The organism is Pseudomonas sp. B33.4 (assembly GCF_034555375.1).
In the GTDB taxonomy this organism is placed as follows: Bacteria; Pseudomonadota; Gammaproteobacteria; order Pseudomonadales; family Pseudomonadaceae; genus Aquipseudomonas.
Map to the genome: position 1 here is coordinate 5,766,399 of NZ_CP140706.1, position 15,130 is coordinate 5,781,528.

General features: G+C 60.3%; 12 protein-coding genes. 5 read left to right on the forward strand and 7 right to left on the reverse strand.

The window, feature by feature from the left end:
- The first annotated feature begins 31 nt into the window (after positions 1-31).
- A complete protein-coding gene (locus tag U6037_RS25505; RefSeq protein ID WP_322844930.1) occupies positions 32-3,505 on the forward strand; it encodes a calcium-binding protein in 3,474 nt (1,157 codons plus the stop codon).
- A gap of 107 nt (positions 3,506-3,612) precedes the next feature.
- Positions 3,613-5,565: a hypothetical protein gene (locus tag U6037_RS25510; protein WP_322844931.1), complete on the forward strand. Its 1,953-nt coding sequence runs from the start codon at positions 3,613-3,615 to the stop codon at positions 5,563-5,565.
- A gap of 21 nt (positions 5,566-5,586) precedes the next feature.
- On the opposite strand, the gene U6037_RS25515 is transcribed toward U6037_RS25510, so the two are convergent.
- Genes U6037_RS25515 through U6037_RS25525 form a run of 3 tightly spaced genes read right to left on the reverse strand, consistent with a single transcriptional unit; the run spans position 5,587 to position 7,266 of the window.
- Positions 5,587-6,177 (reverse strand): LON peptidase substrate-binding domain-containing protein, encoded by a 591-nt coding sequence (locus tag U6037_RS25515; RefSeq protein WP_322844932.1) that lies wholly within the window; start codon positions 6,175-6,177, stop codon positions 5,587-5,589.
- Positions 6,178-6,187: 10 nt separating this feature from the next.
- A complete protein-coding gene (locus U6037_RS25520; RefSeq protein WP_053124192.1) occupies positions 6,188-6,904 on the reverse strand; it encodes an LrgB family protein in 717 nt (238 codons plus the stop codon).
- Entirely contained in the window at positions 6,904-7,266 is a 363-nt protein-coding gene (locus U6037_RS25525) for a CidA/LrgA family protein (RefSeq protein WP_194934912.1), read from the reverse strand. Before U6037_RS25525 ends, U6037_RS25520 begins: the two co-directional genes overlap by 1 nt.
- A 194-nt stretch (positions 7,267-7,460) precedes the next feature.
- Here U6037_RS25525 and U6037_RS25530 point away from each other — a divergent pair, with 194 nt between their 5' ends.
- From U6037_RS25530 to U6037_RS25540, 3 genes are all read left to right on the forward strand, one after another.
- Positions 7,461-7,916 (forward strand): MaoC family dehydratase, encoded by a 456-nt coding sequence (locus U6037_RS25530; protein WP_034153755.1) that lies wholly within the window; start codon positions 7,461-7,463, stop codon positions 7,914-7,916.
- Positions 7,917-8,018: 102 nt separating this feature from the next.
- A complete protein-coding gene (locus tag U6037_RS25535; protein ID WP_322844933.1) occupies positions 8,019-9,746 on the forward strand; it encodes a C13 family peptidase in 1,728 nt (575 codons plus the stop codon).
- Between the two features lie 27 nt (positions 9,747-9,773).
- Positions 9,774-10,415: an oxidoreductase gene (locus U6037_RS25540; RefSeq protein WP_053124198.1), complete on the forward strand. Its 642-nt coding sequence runs from the start codon at positions 9,774-9,776 to the stop codon at positions 10,413-10,415.
- Between the two features lie 106 nt (positions 10,416-10,521).
- Here the strand turns inward: U6037_RS25540 and U6037_RS25545 are convergent, their stop codons facing one another.
- From U6037_RS25545 to U6037_RS25560, 4 genes are all read right to left on the reverse strand, one after another.
- Positions 10,522-10,806: a YceK/YidQ family lipoprotein gene (locus U6037_RS25545; RefSeq protein WP_322844934.1), complete on the reverse strand. Its 285-nt coding sequence runs from the start codon at positions 10,804-10,806 to the stop codon at positions 10,522-10,524.
- The gene (gene ubiX / locus U6037_RS25550) at positions 10,799-11,431 is read right to left on the reverse strand and encodes a flavin prenyltransferase UbiX (protein ID WP_095122104.1); all 633 of its coding nucleotides are present in this window, start codon (positions 11,429-11,431) and stop codon (positions 10,799-10,801) included. The genes U6037_RS25545 and ubiX overlap by 8 nt, the downstream gene beginning before the upstream one ends.
- On the reverse strand, positions 11,428-12,777 hold the full coding sequence (gene mpl / locus U6037_RS25555; protein WP_064118827.1) for a UDP-N-acetylmuramate:L-alanyl-gamma-D-glutamyl-meso-diaminopimelate ligase: 1,350 nt from the start codon (positions 12,775-12,777) through the stop codon (positions 11,428-11,430). The genes ubiX and mpl overlap by 4 nt, the downstream gene beginning before the upstream one ends.
- A gap of 266 nt (positions 12,778-13,043) precedes the next feature.
- Positions 13,044-14,957, reverse strand: coding sequence for a sigma-54-dependent Fis family transcriptional regulator (locus U6037_RS25560; RefSeq protein WP_322844935.1), 1,914 nt, complete (start codon positions 14,955-14,957; stop codon positions 13,044-13,046).
- Positions 14,958-15,130 lie beyond the last annotated feature (173 nt).

A 15,130-nucleotide genomic window follows, 5' to 3' on the forward strand; every position in this document is an offset into this window, starting at 1 on the left:
GGCCATGCGTTTTCATTAAAGGATTAATGACATGTCAAAACTTATCGCTCCACCTGTGCATCCCGATATCAGTCCCATTCAGGTCACTCCCGTCAGCGCCTCGGCCAACCCCCACGCACCGCAGGCGGGCACGCTCAACAGCGCAACGTTGGCAGACGATGCTGATGCCGCCTATCAGCGCACGCTGAAATCCCTCGACAAACATTTCGGCCCCCTGCGCATCGGTGAAATGCTCACCAGCCGGGCAGAACTCCAGGCCTTGGGCGCGACCGTGCATGGCCAGCCCATCAGCCCGGCGAATGCCGGCATGCAGCGCGTGGATCAAAGCTTTCTCGACGGGCTCAACTTCGACGCAGACCGGGTGCAGGCGCGCTTGCTGTCGGTGGACAGCCCCGACAGCAATGTGCCGGCGATGCTGTTTTATGAAATCGCCTGCAAGCGCTCGATTGACGCCGGTGCACTATTCGTCGCCGATACAGCCATCGCCTCCGGCAGTGCAGTGGATCGCCTGAATCAATTGGGCAAGGCTGCGCAAAAACTGGACATCCATCGCGCTGACGCGCTGGAGAATGCGCCAGGCTGGGTCAGCAAAAACAAAAGCTATCTGATGAGCGGCGCCGGTGTCGGCATGCAGGCATTCGGCATCTACAGTGGCTACAAGGCCATGATCGATGCGATCAAGCACGGCGACACCCTGGAAGCGGCTTTTCAGGGTGGCTCGATCGCGGCCGAATTCGGTTCGTTGATCATCGAGCGGGGGCTGACCAGAACTGGTGAAGCCATGCTCAGGAATGGCGGCACTGCACTGAAGTATTTCCCGCTGACGTCGGTGGGCAAATACATGAGCCGGGGTGCCGGGATGTTCGCCAGCGCAATCACCTTGCCCTTCGACATTGCCGATGCCATCAAATCGTTCAATGCCGCCGCGGCGGCGCAGGGCAAAGAGGCTCAGGATCACTACGTCAGTGGCGGTCTGAGCGTAGCGGGTGCGGGCATCAGCCTGGTGCTGGGCATTGCCGCGCTGGCCGGGTTTGGCAGTGTCGCCGGGCCGGTCGGGCTCGTCGCCGCCGGACTGCTCATCGCCGCCTCGATGATCTACCAGGCCGCCCGCGTCGTGGACGACATCGATGACTACATCGAACTGGCCTTTGAAGAGCGCCTGCGCTCCGGCTGGTTCGCCTTCACCAATCAGGAACTGGACCAGGACGTACTGGATCGTTTCAAGCTTGCCAAGGGCTATCGCGATCACCAGCAGCAGCTCGAATTGTCAGCCAAGGACATGCTGGAGGGCGCCTACAGGCACTCCATCGAACATGTGATCAACGGCGCCTTTCAGATCGAATTGAAGCCTGTTGAAATCTGGCGTTACCAATGGGACGAAAGCGTCGGCCAACAGCCGTACAAACTCGATAACCAGGCCGTCGTTGTCGGTGGTGACGATGTTATCGATGCCGGCAGCGGCCTGCCCGCCAACCTCAAAGGCAAAGTATCGGGCAGTGCCGGTGACGACAAAGGCATTTTCTGGCGCCTGGGTGACGGCAATGACCGGGTCATCGGTGCCCGGGACAAGCCCAACCTGTTCACCTTTCGCGCGGATCACAAAGCACTGACCGGGGGCGACAGGAACGATGCCTTCTATCACGACATTACCGAGCAGGAATTGAACCGGAGCAGCAAACCGGTGCACCTCAATGTGCTGGATGGCGGCACAGGTGCAGACACACTGGCCTTCGAAGGCAGCCGCCCGCTCAGCGACACCCGCCATATCGGCCACGACATCAATCTGCACAGCGGCCGAGTGGCGTTGCGAGGCCTTGACCCTGCCATCGATGCCGTTGAGGTCGCGCAACTCACTTCGATCGAAAACGTCTCGACACTGCGCAAAGGCACCAGCCGTGTCAGCGGAAACGACGAGGCCAACCAGATTTCCGCCAATGGCTACGACCGCATAAACGCCGGCGGCGGCGATGACACGATTGCCCTCTACGGTTTGGACTGTCGGGTCGAAGGCGGCAGCGGCGCAGATCGTTTTTACATCGCCAGCAGCAACGCTCGCACGACCATAATCGAGGACGGTGAACAGTCGAGCCTGATCGAGTTCGGCTGGCCCGCGGACGTCATTCAGCGCTGGCAGATCATCGGCACTTCACTGGTGGTCAGCTCATTGCGCGGCGAGGATGGCAACGACCCCGAACATGTCCTCACGCTGGAAAATGTCTACCAGTGGGTCGATGGCAATCGCCAGTTGAAAAATGATCGATTGCGCTTCAAGACCCAAGATGGTTACGAGCTGCTGGCCCAGCTACCCCAGCAGTTGGGTGAGGCAACGCGTCTGGACATCAAGCCCGCAGTGATCGTCATTGGCCAACCGGCAGCCGCGCCGCAAATCGTTAACGGCGGCATGGTCGAGATCACCGAACAGGGTTTGAAACAGCACTTTGTGTCGCGCACTGACCGACAGGTGGAATTCGTTGCCTCACGCAACACCGCCGAAACGTCCCGCAGCGTTTATCTGGCGTTCGACAGCGCTGAAATCATCGATGTGCAAGTCAGCTATGAAGTGCAGGTGCGCAAAGGCGTCTCCGGCCATACCCACTTGTATTACGCAGACTTCACCCTGTCGCTCAGCCTGCCTTCGAAGGTCGTAGCGTTCAAGGGCATCATCCAGCCCATCGCAGCCGCCACCGGTTACAGCGGCAGAAACAGCCTGAAAGTAACCACGCCACGCCTGCAACAAAACGTTGTGCTGATCATGCAGGACCAGACCTCATACCGGCTCCAGATTCCCACACTGGATTATGAAGACGATGTGAAGAACCCCGGCATCCGCGTACGCAGCACGCGCAGTTGCCTCAAACAACGCAATGGCAATTATCGTTTTGTCAGACCATTGGCCAGCGTGAAGCCGCTTATAACGGCACAACCCAGCCGCATTACGATCGACACCGGTTCGCACACAGGCATTTATGTGCTCGAAGGCCAGAGTTCGACTTACGACCTCCATCTTGCCAGCAACACCATCATTCGCCTGTCTACACCAGGCGCCGCGGCGAAAACCGCCGATGCTTCGACCTGGACGCTGTATACCCACACATTGCAAGAATCGGTCACGCGGGACGATATACGACTGGACGGCAATCGCTTGCGCATCGCCAGTGTCACGATTGAATTGCCCGATATCGAAGACGACGTCCCGGTGGAGTCCATCAACGTGGCGACTTCGGCCGGCAATATTTATGAAGTCTCCCTGCTGTTTGAAGTGCTGCAGCTTTACGTCATCGATGCGCGCGGCTATGCCAGCGTCGAAGCGCTGTTGGCCGAGATCAATCAGCATCAACAACGAAACGAACTGGCGGCCAGGGTTCATGTCACCCACATCGGCTTCAAAGCCGGAGCCATCGGTACGGTGGTTTACAACTCGGTGCGCAAGTACTGGGGTCTGGATAGCGATCCACGCGCGCGGATCAAACCCGCAGAGCTGGTCTTTTCAGGCAACAAGACCTGAACGCGCTACCCGCTTTCATCGACGTGCCCGTGTGGATCTGACCTCCACAGGGGCACCTGCTCACTTCAGCCGACGGACTGGCTGACTCGCAAAAACGGAGTTTATGCATGCGCCAGAAACCGGGGCCACGCCCCAAATCACCGACCGTCGACACGCCTGTGAAAAACCCGATACTTCCCACACCGGAAAGCATTCCGGGCCATTTACCGGTGGATGCGCCCTCTTCACCCAAACGACCTCACGTGGAAGAACTCGCGACCTCCCGACAAAGTACCTCACCTTTCGAAGTGGGTGTCGCACCGAGATCCCCCTCAGATACATCAGCATTTTCACTGACAGCGCTGGAAGATTTCGCCCATCCGTACTTTGGCGCTCTGCCAGCGCCGAATGAATCCGGCATCCGGCGTTATCTCGCCAAGGACTGGGTGGACGTGCACCTTCCAGGCACCGAAGGCCGGCACCACGTTTGCGTTCAATACGATGCCAACCTCAGGGTTTATCGGGTGATGTCCTTCAGGCGCCTGGCACCTGGCCCTCCGATCTATCGAACCACGCAGGACAATCTGTGGAGCCTTGATCGGCACCTCACTTTTCTGAACGGCGACGATTACGCGTTTTCCGCGACAGCCGATGCTGATGGTTATTACGCATATCGCGCCCTCGGAACGAGCAGTGATGGCGCCATCCTGGGCTATGCCTTCAAGCACCCAGAGCATCACTGGATTGCCATCGATCCCGCGCAAGCAAAGCACAAAAGGCTGGCCGATATGCAGCTAGTGCACTGGTCAGATGAGGACATTCAGCGAATGTACATCGTGGATGACACACGGATTTCCGAGTTCCGCACACAAGCGCAAGTGTCCGGCAAGGCGCCGACCTGGGCACCTCGGGCACAGAACACCGAAGACCATCTGTTTGTGGCCGAGTCGTTGAAGTGGCTGCATCCACAACTGCCTTTGGCCCAGCGCCTGGAATTACAGCGCAGCTACAACCTCACTCAGGACCAACTCTGCCGGTTACGCACAGAGTTCAGTGACGGCCAGATACCGCAATGGGCAGAACAGCATAAAAGCCTGACCCTCGACCCGACGAATGACCAGCGCTTCAAACTGATCGCCGAAGAGCTGGACAACTACATTCAAGACTTGAGAACCCACGGCCTGGCCCTCGACCGTCACTGGCCTGCCACCCGCTACAGCGATGCCTTTTTAGCCGACTACGCCGCCCATCTCGGTTACCTGCGTACCAGGCACGACATGTTGTACCGCACCGACATTCCGGCGATGTTCCGCGGCGAAACCCGGTTGCCGTTCGAGTTGGCCAGGGATGGTCGAATGATGTACCGCAAAGGTAATCCCACTGGCACCACCAACAAACGCGCGCTGAGTGCAACGTTCGGACTGCATGACGCCACCGCCTATGCGGCGACAAAGGGCGGTTTCTATCACGAACTGCATTACAACTCGCAGGCCAATCGTTTCCCCGGCGTGAATCCGCAGAGTTCCAAAGGACAAACCGGCGAGTCATCCGATTCGGGGGGCAGTTCAGTGTCGGAGGGCAAACGAACCGGCGACGAGGCCGACTCAGACAGCTCTTTCGTTTTCGATGACTCGAAAGGTTATGAGTCGACGCGCCGCCAGCAAACCACGTCATTTGTCTACGCCATTGATACCCGCGGGCTGGAAGTGGTCCCGGGAGCAGAGAACAAGGCATTCAACCCCGCTAACGGTAAGTTCCTCTTCGACGACATGGAGGCACATATCTCCACGCCCACCCGTGGCATCAGCGCCGAGCGGCTCTGGCTGGTGCGCTCCGACCTGACGCGCGCCGCCCGGGTCAAGGATGTACTGGCACAGGCTGGTGACCGTGTTGCTGCAATCGAACAGGCCACCTGGGCGGGAACCGACAGGCGAGAGACCGGTTACTTTGCCAGTAACGCCTATGACAGCCTGATCGACCAAATCGCGAGTTCAGGCGGCGTCATACTTGATCTGCCAAAAGGCGACAAGACGTACGCCGACGACATCGTCTGGCCGTTGCCCGAGCATGACCGAACCTGACAACAGGAGCCCAGAGTGCAGCTAGGCAAACAGTTCACCCTGTAACTCGTCGAGCAGCGCCTGGATCGCATCCAGTCGCTGCTGGGGATCGTCAAGTTGCAGCAAGTCGATCTTGTCCTCTTCGGCGAATGGCAGCAGATAGGCCAGCTGATTGGCCAGCGATTGCTGACCCAGCGCTTCGCTGCCCATGTTCAGCGCCTCAACCATCGGGTGTTCGGCCAATGCCTTGAGCAGCGCCACCAAGTCGGCGTCTTCGTCCTGCAGCGGTTGCTCGGGCTCGTCATCCAGCCACTCGACTTCAGCGAGGATCAACTGATCGCGCTGCACCTCGGTACGCAATACCGTGAACCGCCGTCCGCCTTGTACCCGAATCCCCAACAAGCCGTTGTCCTGCTGCTGAAAATCAGTGATGCGTGCTTCGCAGCCGACCAGAGCGAATCCTTCTGGCGCGACGCCGACTTCATGGCCATCGAGAATGCACACCACACCGAATCCGCCGCCCTGTTTCATGCAGCGGCCGATCATGTCGAGGTAGCGCGCCTCGAAGATCTGCAAGTCGAGGTTGCAGCCGGGAAACAGCACTGTGTTCAGCGGAAAAAGCGGCAGACTCATAGACATTTCCTTACACCACCATCGACACCGCCAACGGCAGGAACACTGCCGTGGCCACGCCCATCAGACTCATCGCCAGCGCCGCAAAGGCACCGCACTCATCACTTTCCTGCAACGCCACCGAGGTGCCGACCGCGTGTGCGGTCATGCCCAGCGCCATGCCACGCGCCTCGGGGCTGTGCACACCGAGGCGCGTCAACAGCGCCGGGCCGAAGATAGCCCCGATCACGCCGGTGATCAGCACGAACACTGCCGCCAGCGCCGCGACACCACCGATCTGCTCGGCCACCAGCATGGCAATCGGCGAGGTCACCGATTTCGGCGCCATGGTCATCAGGATCATGTGTTCGGCTCCGAACCACCAGCCCAGCAACACCCCCATGCCTGTGGCGACCACCCCGCCTATCACCAGCGTAGTAAAAATCGGCCAGAACAATTGGCGGATGCGTCGCAGATTCAAGTAGAGCGGCACCGCCAGCGCCACCGTTGCCGGCCCGAGCAGAATACTGAGGATCTCGGTGCTCTTGCGGTACTCGGCATAGGTCAGGCCGCAGCCGACCAGCACGCCGATCACCAACAACATGGAGACCAGCACCGGTTGCAGAAAGATCCAGCGGGTTTTCTCGAACGCCGCCAGCACCAGTTGATAGGCACCCAGGGTGATGCCGATACCGAACAGCGGATGATGAATCACCGAAGCCCAGGCGCCCTGCCAGTCGAAAAGCATCAGGACTCCTCCGACGCAGGCGCGTGACGCTTGACCAGTCGCTGCATCAGCACCCCGGCGAAGGCCATCGACAGAATCAGCGACAGCACCAGCGCGCCGACGATCGCCCAGAAATCGGCGGCGATGTCGCTCGCATAAACCATTACGCCCACCGCTGGCGGCACCAGCAGCAACGGCAGGTAGCGCAGCAGACTGCCCGCCGCGAGGTTCAGCGGCTCGCCGACTTCACCGCGAACGATCAGGAAGACGAGCAACAGCAACAGACCGATGATCGGCCCCGGCAGCACCGGCAGCAGCAAATGATTGAGCGCTGTGCCAAGCAGTTGAAACAGCACCAGCAGGGTCAGGCCACGTAGCAACATCCGACATCTCCGTCTTACTTTCCACTGTGCAAGTGGCCCGCATTATAAGCATGCCTGCGCTATGGATCGGCATTCGCCAAAAGCATGGTCGGTTGACCGGAGCAAATCGCCATGATGATCTACAGTGGTTCGCAGGGAGGTCAAATCCCCCCACCTTAAAAACTATAAAACCGATGAACCCAAGGAGAGTCTCAATGCCCTATGTTCCAGTTGCAGAGCTCAAAGATTATGTCGGCAAGGAACTCGGACGTTCCGAATGGCTCACCATCGATCAGGAACGCATCAACCTGTTCGCCGAAGCCACCGGTGATTATCAGTTCATTCACGTCGACCCGGTCAAAGCCGCGCAAACGCCATTTGGCAGCACCATTGCCCACGGTTTCCTGTCGCTGTCGCTGATCCCGAAATTGATGGAAGACATCCTCGTGCTGCCGCAAGGCGTGAAGATGGTGGTCAACTACGGCCTGGACAGCGTGCGTTTCATCCAGCCGGTCAAGGTCAACTCGAAAGTCCGGCTCAAGGTCGATCTGGGCGAAGTGACCGAGAAAAAGCCTGGCCAGTGGCTGCTCAAAGCCACCGCAACGCTTGAGATAGAAGGCTCGGACAAACCGGCCTATATCGCCGAGCCACTGTCGCTCTGCTTCGTGTAAACGTTCCGGATGCGAAGCAGCGCACGCTGTTTCGCGTCACGTCTCTATATATGCCACGCATAGCTGCGGCATACTCGGTCGCCTAATTGCCCGGATCCCGCTATGCGCTCACTTGCTCGTCTTGCACCCCTTGCCTTGACCCTGATGCTCACCGCGTGCGGCGACGGCGAATCGCTGCTGCCACCAGATGCGCGCCTGCCTGACGGCGGGCGCTATCGCGGCGAACTGGTCAATGGTTTGCTGCAAGGTCAGGGCCGTGTCGACTACCCCAACGGCAGTTGGTATGCCGGGCAGTTCGACAAAGGTCAGTGGCATGGTCAGGGCGAATGGCACGGCAGTAATGGCGAGGTCTATCGCGGCCAGTTCCAGCTAGGACTGTTCGATGGACAGGGCAGCCTGACCACCAACGCCAGCAGTTACACCGGCGGCTTCAAGCAGGGTCGCCGCGAAGGCGAAGGCACCCTGAAAGAAAACGCCATGACCTATCGTGGCGAGTTCAAGGCCGATCAGTATTCCGGGCTCGGTCGTCTGGAAATGGACGACGGCAGCTCCTATCAAGGCCAGTTCGCCCACGGCAAACCCAACGGTGAAGGCCAGCGCGGCGATTCCAGTGGCAACACGTTCAGCGGCCATTTCGTCAACGGTCAGCTGGAAGGCAACGGCACGTTCAACAGCGCTGACGGCGACATCTACGTTGGCGGTTTCAAGAACAATCAATTGCACGGCAAGGGCCGCTACGAAAATGCTGACGGCGACGTCTGGCTCGGCCAGTTCAAGGAAGGCGCGCTGACCGGAAAGGGCGAACTGATCGGCGCCGACGGCAGCCATTACATCGGCGCCTTCAGTGACTGGCGCTTCAGCGGTCAGGGTCGGTTGAATTTGTCTGACGGCAGCTTCTACATCGGCGGCTTCGACAACGACAGCTACTCCGGACGCGGCACCCTGGTGCTGACCGATGGTAGCGTCATGAGCGGCACCTGGATCAACGGCCAGCGCGTGCGCGACGCCGATGGCAAATTGCTGCCCGACACCCTCGAACTCGGTTTGCTCGCTCAGGGCCGCCTGCTCGAAGACGCCTTGGCCGCCATCCCCGCGTCAACCCCGGCGGTCGAGCTGTACACCCTGACCCTCGGTGGCGACGGCAAGCAAAGCGTGTTCCTGCGCGAATCCGACTACGTTGCCAATATGCTCAGCACACGCTTCGGTGCTTATGGCCAGATCCGTCTGGTCAACCACCGCGACCACCTCGGCGACCGGCCGATGGCCACCCGCGAAAACCTGCGCCGCGCCGCACAAACCCTCGCCGAACGCAGCGGCCCGGAAGATCTGCTGTTCATCTACCTGACCAGCCACGGCACCGCCGAGCACGAACTGGTGCTCGACCAGCCGCGCATGGAACTGGCCGACCTGCCCGCCGACGAACTCGCCGCCGTGCTGGCGCCGCTGAAAAACCGTGACAAGATCATCGTGATTTCGTCGTGCTATTCCGGCGGTTTCATCCCGGCGCTGAAAGACGAACGCACGCTGATCATGACCGCCTCACGCGCTGACCGGGTGTCATTCGGCTGCTCGGAAGAAGCCAACTTCACCTACTTCGGCGACGCCTTGTTCGCCCAGGCGCTGAACCAGACCGACGATCTGGAGCAGGCCTTCAAACTGGCCAAGGCCACCGTCGCCGAGCGTGAACTGGCGGACAATTTCGAAGCCTCGGAGCCGCAGATCTGGGCGCCGAAAACCGTGCTGTCGCACTGGCAACTGCTGCGCAAACAGCAAGCAAGAAAAGCTTTGCAAAGTGCTGCGTTGAACGACGGAGCGGTAAAGAGCAACTAAGCTGAACAGTATCAAGGGAGAGACACTATGTACTTGACGCCTCAGCACGTATTGCTTGCCGGAGCCACCGGCTTGACCGGTGAACATCTACTCGACCGTTTGCTCAACGAGCCAACGATTTCTCGCGTGCTCGCCCCTTCGCGTCGACCATTGGCCGAACATCCGCACCTGGAAAACCCGGTCGGTGACCCGCAGGCGTTTCTGCCGCAGCTCAGTGGCCGCGTCGATATCGCCTACTGCTGCCTCGGCACCACGATCAAGCAGGCCGGTTCGGAAGCGGCGTTTCGTGCGGTGGATCTGGACATGGTCGTGGCGTTTGCCAAACGCGCGCGGGAGATGGGCGCGCGGCACCTGATCGTGATCAGTGCGATTGGCGCGGATCCGAAATCGTCGGTTTTCTACAACCGGGTCAAAGGCGAAATGGAGCAGGCACTGCGTGCGCAAGATTGGCCGCAACTGACCATTTGCCGGCCTTCGTTGTTGTTGGGTGAACGCACGGAGCCACGTCTGGCCGAGCAGTTGGCCGGGCCGCTGTCGAAGCTGATTCCGGGCAAGTACCGTGGCATCGAGGCCTGCCAACTGGCGCGGGCGATGTGGCGGCTGGCGCTGGAGGAGCAGGATGGCGTGCGGGTGATCGAGTCGGATGATTTGCGCAAGCTGGGCAAATAATCAATTACGCCTGGAAGAAAGCTTTCGCGAGCAGGCTCGCTCCCACATTTGCACCGCGTCCCTCTGCGGGATCGAGCCTGCTCGCGATGGAGTGCGCTGCGCTCCCCTATAATCCACCAGTCGCCTGAAAACTCACGCCAATCACCGTCAGCAAAGACAACGGCAACAACAGCGTATCGAGCAAGGCACTCGCCGGCAGATCCACCCCCGGGTAACTCGGTGCCTCAGCCCCGAATCGATCCATCGCACAACACCCACCATTCATCGCATACAAATCCAGCCGCGTCCCGGAGTACACCACCGGTGCGCCCGGTTTCGCTGCATCCAAAGTGCGTGCCGTGGCGCACCCTGCGAGCAACAACACCAGCCCGAGCACCAGCAGCTTACTCATCACTGCTCAGATGATGCTCACCCCAACGCGGCAGCATGTCCTGGGGAATGCCCAGCAGATTGAGAATCCGCGCCACGACGAAATCGATCAAATCATCGATGGTCTGCGGCTGATGATAGAAACCCGGCGAGGCCGGCAGAATGGTCACGCCCATGTTCGACAGCTTGAGCATGTGCTCCAGATGAATGCTCGAATACGGCGCTTCGCGCGGCACCAGAATCAATTGGCGACGTTCCTTCAACGTGACATCGGCGGCGCGTTCGATCAGGTTGTTGCAGGCGCCGGTGGCAATGGCCGACAGCGTTCCGGTAGAGCACGGCACCACGACCATCGCCGCCGGTGCGCCAGAGCCCGAGGCTACCGGCGACATCCAGTCTTCCTTGCCGTACACGCGGATCTGCCCGGCGGCGGCCCCGGTGTACTCGGTCAGGAATGCCTGCATCATCTGCGGCTTCGGCGGCAACGTCACATCGGTCTCGGTGGCCATTACCAGTTGCGCAGCCTTGGAGATCAGGAAATGCACTTCGCGATCTTCCCGCACCAGACAATCGAGCAGGCGCAGACCGTATTGCGCGCCGGACGCGCCGGTCATCGCCAGCGTGATGCGTTCGGGGCCATTGTTCATATCAGCGCCTCGGCGAGCTTGCCGTGCAGGCCGCCGAAGCCGCCGTTGCTCATGATCACCACGTGCGTGCCGGGCTGGGCCTGGCTCTTCACGCGCTCAATGATGCCTTCCAGCGAATCGCTGACGATCGACGGCACCGTGCACAGCGCGGCAGTGCCGGCCAGGTCCCAGCCGAGGTTGGCCGGGGCGTACCAGATCACTTGATCGGCATCGACCACACTGTCCGGCAAACCATCCCGGTGCGCGCCGAGCTTCATCGAGTTGGAGCGCGGTTCGATGATCGCGATCAGTGGCGCGTCGCCGATGCGTTTGCGCAGGCCGTCGAGGGTGGTAGCGATGGCGGTCGGGTGGTGAGCGAAGTCGTCGTAGATAGTGATGCCGCGTACTTCGGCGACTTTTTCCATGCGCCGTTTGACGTTCTTGAACGCGCTCAGCCCGGCGATGCCCATCGATGGCACCACGCCAACATGCCGCGCCGCTGCCAATGCCGCCAGGGCGTTGGCAACGTTGTGTTGGCCGGTCAGCTCCCACTCGACGGTGCCTTGGGACACGCCTTCGAACATCACTTCGAACGCCGAACCGTCTTCGCTCAGCAGTTTGACCTGCCATTGGCCGCCGGCACCGGTGGTTTGCACCGGCGTCCAGCAACCCATTTCGATCACACGCTGCAAGGCCGGCTCGGTGGTCGGGTGGATGACCAGACCCTCACTCGGAATGGTCCGCACCAAGTGATGGAATTGCCGCTCGATCGCCGGCAGATCCGGGAAGATATCGGCGTGATCGAACTCAAGGTTATTGAGGATCGCGGTGCGCGGACGGTAATGCACGAATTTCGAGCGTTTGTCGAAGAAGGCGCTGTCGTACTCGTCGGCCTCGATCACAAAGAAAGGCGTACCGCCCAGTCGCGCCGACACGGAAAAATTCTGCGGCACGCCACCGATCAGGAAGCCCGGGCTCATGCCGGCGTGTTCCAGTACCCAGGCGAGCATGCTGCTGGTGGTGGTTTTGCCGTGCGTACCGGCCACCGCCAGCACCCAGCGCCCTTGCAGCACATGGTCAGCCAGCCACTGCGGGCCGGAAACGTACGGCAGACCTTTGTTCAGCACATATTCCACCGCCGGATTGCCGCGCGACATGGCGTTGCCGATCACCACCAGATCCGGTGCCGGATCGAGTTGCGCCGGGTCATAGCCCTGCGTCAGTTGAATGCCTTGGGCTTCAAGCTGCGTGCTCATCGGCGGATAGACGTTGGCGTCGGAGCCGGTCACATGATGGCCCAGCTCTTTGGCCAGAACCGCCATCGAGCCCATGAAAGTCCCGCAGATACCCAGAATATGAATGTGCATAGTCGACCTCGTAAAACATGGCCGCAGGTTAGCGTAGGGAGGGGGAAATCGCACTCTTTAGGTGAGGGGCGGGGCTGGTTGGCCGCAGCATCTCGGTTCGGCTGCAGATTGTAGCCCCTCACCCCAGCCCTCTCCCGAGGGAGAGGGAGCCGATCTCGGTCGCTTTCAAATCCTGAGTTCGGTTCGATATTTCAGGTCGGCGTAAATCGCCAAAACACCTCGGTCAGTCCCCTCTCCCCCTGGGAGAGGGCTAGGGTGAGGGCCTTCTAACTGACTCGACGCTCAATGCCATGCTTACGCAGCTTTCTGTAAAGCGTGTTGCGGCTGACGCCCAGTTGCTGCGCCGTATGGGTCATGTGCCAGCGAGTTTGCTCCAGCACATTGAGCAGAGCCGACCGTTCGGCATCTTCCAGCGGATGATCGGACTCCTTATTCGCAAATATTGCCGGACTCCCCTGCCGAATCATCACCGGCAAATCCTCAATCCCGATCCGCCCCTCATCACACAACGCCGCCAACGTGCGCAGCACATTGCGCAACTGCCGCACATTCCCCGGCCAGTTGAACGCCAGCAACGCCTGACGCGCCGCCTCGTCGATCAGGATCGTTTCGCCACCCGCCTCTTCAGCCAGCAGAAAATCCAGCAACTGCGATTTATCGCTACGTTCACGCAACGCCGGCAGCGCCACTTCCAGCCCGTTGAGCCGGTAATACAAGTCTTCGCGGAAGCTGCCATCCGCGACCCGCTCCAGCAGGTTGCGGTGGGTGGCGCTGATGATTCGCACGTTGACTGCCTCGGGCTCGCCACCGATCGGCACCACTTGCCGATCTTCCAGCACCCGCAATAACCGGGTCTGCAAGGCCAGCGGCATGTCGCCGATTTCATCGAGGAACAACGTGCCGCCGTCAGCCTGCTGCAACTTGCCACGCATGCCGTCCTTTCTTGCGCCGGTGAAACTGCCGCCGCGATAACCGAACAACTCGCTCTCGATCAGACTTTCCGGGATGGCCGCGCAGTTCAGCGCTACGAAAGCTTTGTTCGAGCGCTGGCTGGCGTGATGCACAGCCTTGGCAAAGGCTTCTTTGCCAGAGCCGGTTTCGCCGTTGATCAGCAGGGGCACATCGCGTTCGAAGACGCGCAAGGATTTACGGAAGTCTGCCTGCAACGCTTCATCACCGAGGCAGATGCCCGACAGGCGGGGAGCCTGAATCACAACTGGCGCGGGCATGATCGGTGTCGGCTTGCGCGACTCACCACGCAGCACGGCAAACAGATGCCGCCCGTCACGGGTGCGCAGCGGCCAACTGGCGCTGGCATTGGTGCTCGCGCGACCGAGCAATTCATCCAGCGAACAATCGAAAAACGCCTCCACCGGTTTACCCAGCAAGCCGCCACGAATATGCCCAAGCAAATTCAGCGCACTCTGATTGACCGCACTGATCCGACCTTCGCCGTCAAACGCCAGCAAGCCCTCGCTGAACAGCCCGACCGATTCGGCTTGCAGATGAAAACGCAGCAACCATTGGTTATCGAAACAGCGCAGGAAGTAACAGCTCTCGATCATCTTTGCCGACAGATTGACCAGCGCCATGGTGTGGAACTGACTTTGCCGCGAGACATCGTGGCGCGCCGAAGACACGTCGAGCACCGCCAGCAGTTCGCCGTGCGGGTCGAACACCGGGCTCGCCGAACAGGTCAGGCCAGTGTGGCGGCCGCGAAAATGTTCGTCCTGATGAATGGTCAGCGCCTGACGTTCGACCAGGCAGGTGCCGATGCCGTTAGTGCCTTCGCAGGCTTCGCTCCAGTCAGCGCCAAGCCACAGGCCGGCGCGCTCGAAGATCTTGCGCTCGGCTGGTGCGGTGACGCAGTTGAGGATTACCCCGCGCGCGTCGGTCAGCAGCACTGCATGGCCGGCGCCGGAAAGCTGTTGATGCAGGCTGCTCATTTCATTGCCGGCGATCTGCAGCACCTGCTGCAGGCGTTCGCGGCTTTCCAGTACGCGTCCGTGTTCGAGCACGGTCGGCGCGATGGCCAGCGCTGGGTCGAGGTGATAGTCCTCAAGACAGCGCAGCCACGAGCGGGCAATCGACGGGTCGGCACCGGGCCCGTGCACGTGCGGTTTGCCCTGGGTAACGGTGAGAACCTGTTGGGCATGGCGACTCAAATGGTTGTCGTGCATTTCTTATTGTTCTCCATATTCCCCGTGTAGGAGCTGCCGCAGGCTGCGATCTGTTGATCTTGGGTTTCTGAAAATCAAGAACAAAAGATCGCAGCCTGCGGCAGCTCCTACAGGGGTTGCTGTTGGCTGAGGATCCTCCAGGTAAATGTGTATTGCAATGCTGGCAAGACTGC